This window comes from Chloroflexota bacterium (genome assembly GCA_018648225.1).
Taxonomy (GTDB): domain Bacteria; phylum Chloroflexota; class Anaerolineae; order Anaerolineales; family UBA11858; genus NIOZ-UU35.
Genome location: JABGRQ010000098.1, coordinates 1 through 12,326, shown reverse-complemented (window position 1 = coordinate 12,326; position 12,326 = coordinate 1). Strand labels below are relative to the sequence as shown.

14 protein-coding genes are annotated in these 12,326 nt (G+C 50.5%); 8 read left to right on the top strand and 6 right to left on the bottom strand.

The window, feature by feature from the left end:
• Window positions 1–64 precede the first annotated feature (64 nt).
• The 7 genes from HN413_08805 to HN413_08775 all read left to right on the top strand — a co-directional run bounded on the left by HN413_08805 (window position 65) and on the right by HN413_08775 (window position 6,451).
• Window positions 65–622 (top strand): hypothetical protein, encoded by a 558-nt coding sequence (locus tag HN413_08805; protein ID MBT3390497.1) that lies wholly within the window; start codon window positions 65–67, stop codon window positions 620–622.
• On the top strand, window positions 609–1,415 hold the full coding sequence (locus HN413_08800) for a hypothetical protein (GenBank protein MBT3390496.1): 807 nt from the start codon (window positions 609–611) through the stop codon (window positions 1,413–1,415). Before HN413_08805 ends, HN413_08800 begins: the two co-directional genes overlap by 14 nt.
• Window positions 1,416–1,433: 18 nt before the next feature.
• On the top strand, window positions 1,434–2,063 hold the full coding sequence (locus tag HN413_08795) for a hypothetical protein (GenBank protein ID MBT3390495.1): 630 nt from the start codon (window positions 1,434–1,436) through the stop codon (window positions 2,061–2,063).
• 76 nt (window positions 2,064–2,139) lie between these two features.
• On the top strand, window positions 2,140–2,565 hold the full coding sequence (locus HN413_08790; protein MBT3390494.1) for a PspC domain-containing protein: 426 nt from the start codon (window positions 2,140–2,142) through the stop codon (window positions 2,563–2,565).
• Window positions 2,566–2,578: 13 nt separating this feature from the next.
• Window positions 2,579–3,646 carry a hypothetical protein gene (locus HN413_08785; protein ID MBT3390493.1) on the top strand — a complete coding sequence of 356 codons (1,068 nt, stop codon included), beginning with the start codon at window positions 2,579–2,581 and terminating at the stop codon, window positions 3,644–3,646.
• Window positions 3,646–4,398 carry a 5'-methylthioadenosine/S-adenosylhomocysteine nucleosidase gene (locus HN413_08780; GenBank protein MBT3390492.1) on the top strand — a complete coding sequence of 251 codons (753 nt, stop codon included), beginning with the start codon at window positions 3,646–3,648 and terminating at the stop codon, window positions 4,396–4,398. The genes HN413_08785 and HN413_08780 overlap by 1 nt, the downstream gene beginning before the upstream one ends.
• Before the next feature lie 109 nt (window positions 4,399–4,507).
• Entirely contained in the window at window positions 4,508–6,451 is a 1,944-nt protein-coding gene (locus tag HN413_08775) for a diguanylate cyclase (protein ID MBT3390491.1), read from the top strand.
• Window position 6,452: 1 nt separating this feature from the next.
• Here HN413_08775 and HN413_08770 read toward each other — a convergent pair whose 3' ends face one another.
• The 6 genes from HN413_08770 to HN413_08745 form a co-directional block, all read right to left on the bottom strand.
• Window positions 6,453–7,772 (bottom strand): hypothetical protein, encoded by a 1,320-nt coding sequence (locus HN413_08770; GenBank protein MBT3390490.1) that lies wholly within the window; start codon window positions 7,770–7,772, stop codon window positions 6,453–6,455.
• Entirely contained in the window at window positions 7,769–8,218 is a 450-nt protein-coding gene (locus HN413_08765; protein MBT3390489.1) for a SnoaL-like domain-containing protein, read from the bottom strand. Before HN413_08765 ends, HN413_08770 begins: the two co-directional genes overlap by 4 nt.
• Before the next feature lie 37 nt (window positions 8,219–8,255).
• The gene (locus HN413_08760; GenBank protein MBT3390488.1) at window positions 8,256–8,591 is read right to left on the bottom strand and encodes a nucleoside triphosphate pyrophosphohydrolase family protein; all 336 of its coding nucleotides are present in this window, start codon (window positions 8,589–8,591) and stop codon (window positions 8,256–8,258) included.
• Window positions 8,588–9,157 (bottom strand): HD domain-containing protein, encoded by a 570-nt coding sequence (locus tag HN413_08755; GenBank protein MBT3390487.1) that lies wholly within the window; start codon window positions 9,155–9,157, stop codon window positions 8,588–8,590. The genes HN413_08760 and HN413_08755 overlap by 4 nt, the downstream gene beginning before the upstream one ends.
• Before the next feature lie 288 nt (window positions 9,158–9,445).
• Window positions 9,446–10,369 (bottom strand): NAD(P)H-binding protein, encoded by a 924-nt coding sequence (locus HN413_08750; protein ID MBT3390486.1) that lies wholly within the window; start codon window positions 10,367–10,369, stop codon window positions 9,446–9,448.
• 22 nt (window positions 10,370–10,391) lie between these two features.
• Window positions 10,392–10,931 carry a hypothetical protein gene (locus HN413_08745; protein MBT3390485.1) on the bottom strand — a complete coding sequence of 180 codons (540 nt, stop codon included), beginning with the start codon at window positions 10,929–10,931 and terminating at the stop codon, window positions 10,392–10,394.
• Between the two features lie 316 nt (window positions 10,932–11,247).
• Between HN413_08745 and HN413_08740 the strand changes: the two genes are divergently transcribed.
• On the top strand, window positions 11,248–12,282 hold the full coding sequence (locus tag HN413_08740; GenBank protein MBT3390484.1) for a PAS domain-containing protein: 1,035 nt from the start codon (window positions 11,248–11,250) through the stop codon (window positions 12,280–12,282).
• The last annotated feature ends 44 nt before the right edge of the window (window positions 12,283–12,326 follow it).

Sequence of the window (12,326 nt, the reverse complement as noted above, 5' to 3'; positions counted from 1 at the left end):
ACTGCTTTGGCGTAGGTTTTTTTATAACAACTTTGGACAAGTTGAAAAATATAGGAGAAAAACTATGGATCGCACCACGCGTACAAATTTGGGTTTTGGCTTTTTGTTGATTTTGATTGGCGGGCTATTTCTTGCCATTCAGCTTGTTCCGGATCTGAATTGGGTTTGGAGCATCTTTACTTGGCCGATGTGGATCGTTGGTGTCGGAGTTTTCTTGTTACTTTTGGGGCTGTTGCTCGGCGCTCCGGGTATGGCTATCCCTGCTGTAATTGTGGGTGGGATTGGCGGCCTGTTGTATTGGCAAAACGCAATGGATAATTGGGAAAGCTGGGCGTATGCCTGGTCGCTGATTCCTGGTTTTGTGGGTGTTGGTTTGATGCTGGCGTCAATCTTAGGCGAAGGTGGTAAAAATGGATTCCGGGTGGGCACATGGATGGCAGTGATCAGCTTCAGTGTGTTTGCTGTCTTTAGCGGCATCTTTGGCAACAGTATTTTGGGCGACTATTGGCCGATAGGGTTGATTCTCTTTGGGCTATGGTTGTTGGTGCAACCTTTGTTCCGTCGAAAAACCATACCGAATGTTGTCTCTGATCCTCAGGAGCATATTGATGAAGCGCAATAGTGCCTTTTGGGGGTTTGTGTTCATTCTATTCGGCGGGTTGATGATGCTGAATACACTTGGCTGGTTGCACTTCAATATTTGGCGCGTGTTCTGGCCGAGTATGGTCATTTTGCTGGGGATTTGGGTGTTATGGCAAGCACAGATGGGTGGAACCGCGCTCGAATCCGAGAATATTGTCATTCCTCTCGAGGGCGCGCGCCAGGCCCGGGTGGTGATTCACCACGGAGCCGGGGAATTGCGCCTGCGTTCGGGCGCCTCCCCGCACAATTTGCTGGAGGGCGCTTTCGATGGCGGTGTGGATCAGCAAAGCCGCCGCCGTGACGATAATCTGGACGTATCCTTGAAAGTACATCACCAGGGCATCCCGTTTGTATTCTTCCCCGGAATGTTCAACTCTGGCAGCCGCATTGCATGGGATATGCGTATGAACGCTGATATTCCCCTGGCATTGGAGCTTCACACCGGAGCCAATGACACACACCTTGATTTGAGTGCGGTTCAGTTAACCGAATTGAAAATACAAACCGGCGCCAGTGCTACACAAGTCGATTTGCCCGCTCAAGCTGAATTTACGCGTGTCAAAGTCAGCGCCGGGGTCGCGTCGGTAACATTGAATGTTCCCGCTGGCGTTGCTGCCCGCGTGAATGTCGATGGCGGCTTGCTGGGTGTGGATGTCGACCTGGCGCGTTTCCCGAAAGTTGGCGGCGTGTATCAATCGGCAGATTATGAAACGGCTGCTCAGCGCGTGGAAATCAATGTAGATGCCGGGGTGGGTTCGATCTCGGTTCAATAGTATTCAGGAGTATCTTTGATGAAATACATCGATCGTCGTTGGCTTTGGGGCATATTACTGATTGCATCCGGGATTTTGTTCATGTTGCAAAATATGTCGCTGATCCCCAGCGCGTGGAGCGCGCTTTGGGGAGTGTTCTTTGGCGCTGCGGGTGTGGTGTTTTTATATGCATATCTCAGCGACCGTTCGCAATGGTGGCCTTTGATCCCTGGCCTGAGCTTGTTGGGGCTGGCCGTGCTGGTTTTGGGAGAACAATTCATCCCCGGCTTTAGCGGGCATTGGGGCGGTGCCATTTTTCTGGGCGGGATTGCCGTGGGGTTTTGGGCGGTCTATTTTGCCAATCGGGAAATGTGGTGGGCCGTTATCCCGGCGGGAGTTTTGAGTACGCTGGCCGTGGTTACATTTGCAGACGCATATTTTAACGATACTGGCTTTATATTCTTTCTGGGGTTGGCGGCTACCTTTGCGTTGGTGGGCGTATTGCCTACACCCTCTGGGCGCATGACCTGGGCGTTTATCCCGGCTTTGGTGTTGTTCTTGTTGGGAATACTTACATCGGAAGCATTATTGCCAGTATTCAACTATATTTGGCCGGTTGGATTGATTGTCTTGGGCGGCTACTTCGTTTTGCGCAATTTCCGTCGATAGCCAGAATATTTCTCGAATTGAGAACTTTTTGCGAAAGCTCAAGCTTTAGCAATTATGATATTTTTAGGAGACAAAAATGGAACGCAGACTATATCGCAGCCGTGAAGATCGCATGTTAGGCGGCGTGTGCGGCGGGCTGGGCAATTTTCTCGGCATGGACCCCACCTGGATTCGGTTGGCCTTTTTCTTGCTGGTCTTTGGCGGCGGCGTTGGATTTTGGGTCTATATCCTCATGTGGATTCTCATCCCGGAGCAAAATACCACTATTTCAAGTGATTTTGGCGAACGCTTTCGCGTGGTCGGTGATGATTTTGCCAAAGCCATGAATCAGCCACACCCGAAATCGGGACTGATCATTGGCGGTGGGTTGATTATTATGGGAACGGTGTGGCTGCTCGAAGCCCTGGGAATCCCCTGGCTGTGGTGGTTCGACTTTGACATTCTCTGGCCGGGTTTGCTCATTATCGCCGGTATCGTCCTTTTGCTGCGCTGGAAACGTTGAGGAGATTGAAAATATGGAACATAAACCCTATCGAAAACAACACCGCGGCAGCATTGTCTGGCCGCTGATTCTGATTTTGGTTGGCGTGCTTTACCTGCTGGCTAATATGGGCATCATTGACCCCATCGCTACACAATCAATTTGGCGCTTGTGGCCGTTGATTTTCTTTGCCATCGGGTTTGATTCTTTGATTCGCCGTAAAGAAATTGCCGGGCCTGTTTTTATGTTTGGGCTGGGGGCGGTCTTTTTGCTGAGTAATTTTGGCTGGCTGGCCTGGCCTGCCTGGGATACGCTCTGGCGCTTATGGCCGATTATGGTCATCGCCATCGGTGTGGATATTATGCTGGGGCGGCGTCATCTGTGGCTTTCTATTCTGGGTGTGCTGGCGATCTTTGCCATGCTGTTTGGCCTGGTTTGGATGCTGGGGGGTGGTCTTCCGGCATTGGGCGGACAACCCCTCCCGGGTGAGGCCATTTATCAGGAGTTGGGCACTGCGCAGGCGGCAGAGATTTCGCTCTCACCGGCTACCGGTTTGCTAAATTTATCCGCCTCGGAGGATGACGCCGCGTTGATTGAGGGTGAGGTCAACATGACAAATCCAAACGATGTGCGCGGCGATTATCAGTTGCATGATGGCGTGGCAGTTTATTCGCTGAGTAGCCATAGCACGGCTGCTTTGCCGGGCAGCGCTCGCGGCTGGACATTGGCGCTCCATGCGCAAACACCACTGAATTTAGATGCCTCGATGGGCGCAGGCCAGATGAACTTAGACGCGAGTGAATTGCAACTTGAGAACCTGGATGCCAGCCAGGGGGTTGGCGAACTTTCTCTGTCGTTGCCTGCCGGGGTTGCCCTGCAGGCCGATGTCAGCCAGGCGATTGGTAAAATCACAATTCAGGTTCCACACGATGTCGCCGTGCGCATCGAAATCAGCAAGGCGCTCTCTGCGTTGAATGTCCCTTCGGCTTTTGAGTTGCGCGACGGGTATTATTATTCGCCGGGTTATGAGAATGCGGATTATGTAGTGGATTTGAATATCAGCCAGGCGATTGGCAATATCGAAATTATTGCAGGAAAATAGTGTCGCAGCGGACGCATCAGAATTCCCCGGAGTGGGGCAATAAATCCGGGGAGAGTTCTCATCCCAAAGCAGTCGTACTTATCTCGGCGGATATGGAATGGCAGATTGTCCGCGAAATTTTACCTGAAACCGAGATTCAACCGACTCCCTATGGAGAGTGGTTCTCCCTGCGGGTGGGCGCGCCCACCCTGGGCCTGGATGTGAATTTCCTGCATGGGGGCTGGGGGAAAATCGCTGCGGCTGCATCCACAGAATATGCCATCCAACGCTGGAATCCCGATCTGTTGGTGAATTTGGGAACTTGCGGCGGCTTTGATGGGCATGTCCAAAAGGGGGAAATTATCCTGGCGGAACGCACTGTAGTGTATGACATCATCGAGCAGATGGACGATTTTGACGCGCATATCCAACATTATGCCACCGAGATTGATCTGGCATGGTTGGGCGCTGAATTGCCATTGCCAGCGCGGCGCGGGGTGCTTGCCTCAGCCGATCGAGACCTGTTCTACGATGAAATCCCCAATCTGATAGCAAAATATGGAGCAATTGCAGGTGATTGGGAGAGTGGCGCGATTGCATGGGTCGCGGCGCGCCATCAGGCGCCGTGCCTGATCTTGCGCGGTGTCAGCGATGTGGTTGGAGGGCAGGGCAGCCCGGCCTATGGGGATATGGATTATTTTGAGATCGGTGCGCGCCAGATTATGGAAAACTTGTTAGCCGTACTCCCTGTCTGGCTTACGAAATTCTACTGACTACTTCAAAACCCCAGAAGATTGCTTTATAGTCAAAATTTTTGCCGTGGTAAGATTATCCTAATTGCTAACTGTAAAAGGGATGATCTTTTCTTTGAACGATCTATTTTTGTCTAAAACTTTTATCGAAGCCATGCCTGAAGCCACGATCGTTGTGGATCAGCAAGGTTTGATTCAGGTTGTGAATCACCACGCGGAAGAATTATTCGCATATTCTGTTGACGAAATGATTGGCATTTCAATAGAGAACCTGATCCCGATTTCCCAACGGCAACGCCATCAGGAACTTCGGAAAGAATTTTTTCTCGCGCCAAGTGTTCGTTCCATGAATTTGGGGAAAGATTTTATAAGTTTGCGAAAAGATGGCAGTAGCTTTTTTGCCGATATTGCCTTGAATCCTGTTGATACTAAAACAGGGCCGATTGTAATTATTTCGGTGCGTGATATTACAGCCAGGGTAACTGCACTAAAATTGCTGGCCGAAAAAATTGCCCAACTTGAAACTTTGCACGAAATTGGAATTTCAATTGCTTCCTCACGCGATGTTGGCGGTTTGTTACAGTTCATTGTCAGCCAGGCAACTGGATTGCTAGATGTAACGAGTTGTTCACTACTGATGCCCGATTGGGAAACCGGCGAATTGGTTTTTATGGCCTCGGTGGATGATCTGATTGGCGTGCGTATTCCCCAGGGAAAGGGGGTCGTCTCGCGGGTGTTAAAAGCCGGACAAGCTGAATTTGTTGTGGATGTCTCACAAGATGCGGATTACTTTCCAGAAATTGATCTAAAAACAGGCGTGAAAACGCATTCGTATCTCGTGGTACCACTTTCGACAGATGGTAAAACCATTGGTGTATTAACGGCAATCAACAAAAAAAAGGGCGCTTTTACTCAGGAAGATTGCGATTTATATGCCATGTTAGCCAATTACGCGGCAATTTCGATCGAAAAAGAACGCCTGTACGAGCAAATTCACGATCATGCCGAAGATCTGAATCGTCGAATCACCCAGCGGACGACCGCATTGCGCGCTTCAGAAGCCGCCCTGAAAGAACGCAATTTGGAGTTGAATCGGCTATTCCGCGCCTCAGAAACGCTATTTTTTAGCGGTGTCCCTGTTGTTGAGGAAATCGGTCAGGTGATTGTGAAAACTGTGCTTGACGTATTTGGCCACTCGAATTGTAGTTTGTGGATGTTTGGCAAAGACGACCAAGCATTGGAGCATATTGCTGGCCTGGGGCCATTTGCGGCAGAAATTTCTACCGCGGACACTCGTCTGGAAGCGAATCATTTTGCTGCCGCCATTCGCCTGGGCAAGTCTATTCGCTTACCTGATGTGCAGTACGTGCCTGAGTATATTCCGCGCTGGAAAGACGTTGGCTCTGAACTGGTGATTCCATTAAAAATTGGCAAGCGCATCATTGGCATTCTTGATATTCAGAGTGAACAGCCGGATGCGTTTAGCGCCAATGATGAGCGTTTACTAACGATTTTTGTCGAAAGAGCAGCTCTGATTCTTGAGAATGCGCGCTTGTTTAAGGAAACTCAGTGGTTGGCTACCACGGATAGTTTAACCAATGTCAATAATCGGCGCCGTTTTTTTGAGCTTGGCCGTATTGAAATTGAAAGGGCGCGGCGCTATCAGCATCCCCTCTCGGTGATTATGATTGATATCGATCATTTTAAACAAATCAACGATACCTATGGGCACGCTTTGGGCGATCAGGTTTTATATGAATTAGCGCAGGGGTGCCGCCAGAATATTCGCGAATTTGATATTATCGGGCGCTACGGGGGCGAAGAATTTTCAGTTTTACTACCCACGACAGACCTGGCCGAAGCATTGGCTACAGCCGAACGGCTGCGTCAGTGGGCGGTTGCGCAAGTATTTGCTAATCTCACAGAGACTGAAACAGTATCTGTGACGATCAGTTTGGGTGTGGCCGAACTATCTGTTGATATTTCTGATCTGGCCGTACTGCTCGATCGTGCGGATTCCGCATTATATGCCGCCAAACAAGCCGGGCGGAATTGCGTGCGTGCGAATAGTTAATCTATTGATCGGATAGCCACACGCGCAGCATCCCTGTATCTAATCCCGCGCCCAGCCAAATTTTCCCGTCATCGGAAGTGGCGGAAGCCAGATTGCTGCTTAACACACCTTGAAGCGGCAAACTCCATACCACTGTGGCCCCGTTTTCATCCCGCCGAATAGCGCCCAATTCAGTGCGGGCCTGATTTGGGGTCAGCAATTCCAGGTTTCCATCGCCATCGAAATCGCCTGCCAGCGCCATATCCAGATTGCGTGAATTAATCACATGCGATGTGTAGCCGCCTAATTGTGCGGTGAGCCTGAGATGGTCACCGGTCAACTGATAGAACTCTACAATCCCCCCTAAGTGTGGTGTCAATACCGTAACAAGCTCCATTTCGCCATGCGGCCCAAAAGGGGCTACCGCAATTTGATGCCGCCAGCGATAGCCTTGCCCAATCACATCACTGCGTGCAATCAGCGCACCGGTTTCATCAAAGACGGCTAATTGGGCGCCATGAGTTGCATCGCTAAGCGTTATAACGATCTCGCGTTGTCCATCGCCGGTCAGGTCAGCCCAAATCGGAGCAATCCCCTCAATCACTCGACCCTCTGGAATCTTAAATACATGTACAAGCTGTGTTACCGGATGGGTTTCCACCAAACTGATTTGGGTTGCTTCGAGTGCATCGCCGAGCACGCCGTGCGAATAAATCTCTGAGGGACCGCTCAGTAATAAGATACGGCCAAATTCGTCTTGTAACAAACGCGCATCGGGCAGCGCGTTCACCGGCAAAATCACTTCACCGACGTGAAGGTTTCCGGATGGGTCAATGAAAGCAATTTCTCCCTGAACTTGAATTGGATGGGTGAATGGGGAAGCGCTGTCCGGAGCGTGGGCGAGTAACTGAAGTTGGTCGCCATCGAAGAGCAGTAGCGGCGGCGTGGATGGATTGAGTTGATCCGGGACGATGGCGATGGGTTCTGCACCCTCGGCTGATACGCGAAAAGCCTGGACGCGCCCATCGGCGAGTACTGCCGCCCAAAGACTGGTCTCACCATCGGGCACAGCCGCCAGCCACACCGGCGTCCCGCCCAGCGGGATGTCAATCCAGGCCGCTTTTGGCAAATTGCCAGTGCCATCGATCAAATGGTTTCCATCTGATGAGCTTTGCGTATAGCCAAAATAAAGTATTTTGGGTTGGGCTGTAGGGGGCAATGGCGGGGGAAGCGTCGCTTGCTCAACAGGGGCAACAGTTGTGGTGAATGTAGCTATTGCGGTCGGGGTTGGGGTGCAGCTTACCAGGCAAAAAGTCAGCAGCATGAAGGCAAAGGATTTCATAGTGTCGGCGGCAGATGTGGCGCGGCCCAGGCCGGAGATTTATGCACATGTACGACCTGCCAACGCCCGTCCAGTTTTACGATAACCCGGCTTTCATTATGCGAGGCAACTACAACGCCCTCAGGTTGGCCGCTGCTGAGCAGCAGGGTGTAGCTGGCAATCGCGGTATCGCCATACCGTTGAATGTGCAGGTTTGCCAGGTCAAAACGGAAGTTGGGCGTTGTTGTAGCCGAATCGCCTTCAGCGCCGAAAACGGTGCCGCGGCGCGCATTTTCGACCATCATAAAATCATGGAAGGGCAATCCATCGATGCGATGGGGTGTGACCCACCATTCGTAGAGAGTCAGGTCAGCGCTGGTGCTGCTGTGATAGGCAGCGATGTCATTCTCCATAATGCTTTGCAGGTGCTCGAGCAAAAAGGCATGGATTTCAGGGTCTGGGGCCATCGTGTCATCTCCGAACTTCTTTATTCAGTTTTCCTTTTTATTTCTCGCGGTTGATACTGCGTTCCTGGCTGAATCCTTCGGGGTAGCGTTGGCGTAATTTCTCGACATTCTCTTGAGCGATTTGCTCAAGCGAGACGCCCACCGCGCTGGCAGCTTCAGCCAGATACCAGAGTACATCGCCCAATTCGTCAGCAAAAATTTCTGCGCCAAGCTCGTGACCGTGGGCGGTGTGCTTTTTGACGATATTGGCAAATTCTCCAGCTTCGCCTGCCAGGCCCAGGGCTGCGATGATCAGCCTGCGTTCACCGTTGCCGCCCGCTCCGGCGGTGCGTTGTGCCAGTTGTTGATATTCATTCAGTGTGAGTGGGTTCATGATTTTTGAGCTACTATTTCAATTTGAACGACGACGCGCTCAAATTCTTGGATGAGAAAGTTATCTTCCATGATTCGAAATTTGTCGAGCAGGCTGCGATAATACCACAGCGTGCCATCTTTGCCGCCGTTAAATTTCTTCCAAATAGCATCGCCATCGCATTGGAGATCGCGCAAGATCGAGCGGGCGTTATGCACTTTGTCGGCCAGTGAAACCAGGCGCGCTTCTGGCATTGCTTGGGCAACATGGGAAATATACTCTTCTTTACGTTGACGCCAGGGTGGTTTCGGCTGGGTATCGGCATCGGTACATTGTTGAACAATATTGGCAACTTTTTCTCCAAAGTTCTCTCGAATTTTGTCGAGTGTGGGTATCCCGCCCTGATCTTCCACGGCATCGTGTAGGAGCGCGGCGATAGCTTCGTCTTCGCTGCCACCGGCTTCGAGTACCAGCGCGCTGACGCTCATCAGATGTGCAATATAGGGTGTATTGTTGCCTTTTCGGGTTTGTGAGGCATGCAGTTTTGCAGCCATGCAGATGGCTTGCGTGAAACGTGGTGAAAGGATGGGGTGATTCTGGTTCATCTTACACTTCCTGGGTCGGTTTGAATTTCGGGGAGATTGAGTCATATTCTGGAATATCGGTACATTAAGAGAAAGTCCCCATTGTGTGGGGACTGGTTGATTGTGTATATTATAGCTGTTTTTTTTGTGAATTTGCCGAATTTTGTATTGGTCAACAGAAGCTTGAATACTGAATTTTTATAAGGAAGCCATGAATTTTTCTTCCTGTGTTCCTGGTTTACTTTTGAATACATGGCTATTTGCCGCATCTGTTCAAGCTATTCTTGACGATTACCGATTTTGGGCGTTATAGTGGCGTTTGAGTTCCGATGCGTAGCGGCTGCCGACGTGGTTGGCATTGGCGCGTAACCAGGCGCGCAGGGATGTTTTTCCGGTAGGCGGTTCTGCCGAGATGAGCAGATTTGCCATCAGGCCCTGGATTTCTTCTTCGGTCAGGACGACATCCCCGACGACGAAGCCGATCAGGCGGGAGAGTTGCAGCACCATGCTTGGGGGCAGGTTGATCAACCCGGCGCGGCTACCCACCACCGAGCGAGTCAGTTGCACCAACTCGTTAAAGGTGTAAATCTCCGGGCCAACTGCATCCCAGGTAAGGTTTTCTTCCCGATGGCCTGCATCCACAGCCAGTTGTGCCATATCTTCAACAAAGATCGGTTGAAGTTGATACTCGCCCGCGCCGGGGATGGCAAAGAGCGGAAAGCGCCGCAGCAGATAGGCGATATTATTGATGAGAATATCTTCGTCGCCGAAGATAACCGTAGGCCGCAAGATGGCGTAGGATAGCCCGGAGGCTTTGAGATTTTCTTCGAGTTGGGCTTTGCCGCTGAAATAGGGCAGTGGTGATTCCAAAGTTGGGTTGCTGATGCTAACGTGAACGAAGCGCCGCACTCCGGCAACTTTGGCGGCACGGATCAGGGTGCGCGTGTTTTCTACGGCGTTATTGAAGGTGGCTTTGCCGTGGTCGAAACGCACCAAGTAGGTGTTATAGAGCGTATCGACGCCGCGCAGGGTTTCGGCCAGCGCTTTGGGATTATCGAACTGGAAGGGGTAGGCCTGGACTTGCCCGTCGAAAAGATTTTGATCGTCTTTACGGCTGGTCAGGGTAATCACGTGCTGCCTCTGTTCAAGCAGCAAACGGGTGATATATTTTCCGGTGTAACTAAATGCGCCAGTGACGGCAGATCGTGTGGTCATGGATACCTCTAATCGTTGGGGGCTATTGATCGGATGTGTTGCTGAATAAACGCTGGATGGTGTTATGGCGTAATTCGTCCAGCGCCATGACAGTTGCAACCAGGCTGTCCAGATTATGGAAGAAGCGTTGCATGGTTTCCAGGCGGATTTTATAAAAAGCCGCCAATTCTGCTTCTTCGGGGGTGATATTTTCGCTTTGTGAGAGTTTCAAACTTTCATCCACGGTTCTCAGGGCGGCATCGAACTCGTTTTTCTCGCGCTCGCGCAAGATGCCTTTGATAATCTTCCAGAAATCGGTTTCGGCGGTGTAATAATCTTTGCGGTCGCCGATGCGAATTTTTTTGTGTACCATCCCCAGGCGTTCGAGCTGGCGCACATTCGTGCTGATGGCTCCCTTGCTAACGGCGGCCTGTTCGACAAGCTCATCCAATGAAAGCGCCTGCGGGGAGAGGTAGATCGCACCAAAGATCGCGCCCATGGCCCTCGGAAAACCCCAAAAGTGGCTGATACGACTCATCCCCTGAATGAAATTTTGACGGGCGTTTGAAAGGGGTGTGTTCATAGTTTTAGTTAACCTTCTTTATTGTACAATATGTTTAGTATAAACTAAATGAAATATATCATTAATAATGAATTTGTCAAGTTGTCTCGTTTAGAACGATATTCTTTGTTTCAAAAAAGAAAATTCGTGCAATTTGTGGCACATGTGCCCTTTGGGTATTCGGTGTCATTCGTGATTAAAACTGTCGGGTGGCTAGACGAAATTCAACATAGAGAATTTGGATTCAAGTGGTATCATAAATCCTAACACGCGCAGCTAACCGCGCTTATTGCCGAGCGATAGGGTTGGATTTCTGCAATCAAGGCGAGGAGGAAAAATGAAAGAAAAAATGTCTTCCCGTGATTCACTGGATCCGCTGAAGGTATCTGTTGACGATTTAATCCGCCTCACAGAACAGTATCAGTTGGCCATTGATGGCTCAGGGGTTGGTTTGTGGGATTGGCGCGTGCAGACTGGTGAGTTTGAATATAATGAACGTTGGGCGGAAATGATTGGTTTTACGCTGGATGAACTTCAGCCCGTCAGCATTGAAACCTGGCTCCAAAATGCTCACCCGGACGATCTAAAAAAAGCGAACGCAGCCATCGAACAGCATTTTTTGGGCGTAACCGAGGTGTATGAGTGCGAAGTGCGAATGAAGCATAAATCAGGGGAGTGGATTTGGGTGCTGGACCGCGGCAAAGTTGTCGAGTGGGATACCGCGGGCAAACCAGTACGCATGGTGGGAACCCATCTGGATATTACGGCTCGCAAAGCCGCCCATGCCGAGTTGGTGAATAATGCGGTCCGCTATCGTGAGTTATTCAATAATATGAGCAGCGGCGTGGCGGTTTACGAAGCCGTTGCCGATGGCGAAGATTTTATTTTTGTGGATTTCAACCAGGCTGGTGAAAAGATCGACAATGTACAAAAAGAAGACCTGATTGGGAAGAGCGTCTTGCAGGTGTTTCCAGGCGTGAAAGACTTTGGTTTATTTGATGTTTTTCAACGAGTATGGCAGACAGGTGTACCCGAGCATCACCCCATCTCACAATATCAGGATGAACGTCTGATTGGATGGCGCGCGAATTTCGTGTATAAATTGCCTTTAGGGGAAATTGTGGCAGTCTATAGCGATATAACCGAACAAAAACAAGCTCAAATTGCCCTGGAGGCCTTAACTCTCGATCTGGAAGATCGGGTTGCCAGGCGCACAAATGATTTACAGACCCTGGTCAATGCGATGGCTGGGCGCGAAGTGCGTATGGCGGATTTAAAGAAAGTCATTCGTAAACTGCGCGCACAACTGAAAGCCGCCGGGATAGAACCGGTAGCCAACGACCCTTATCTGGAGCCTTTCAAAGACGAATAAATTGGCTAACGAAATTTAACCAAAAACAGGGCTGTACAGGGTGC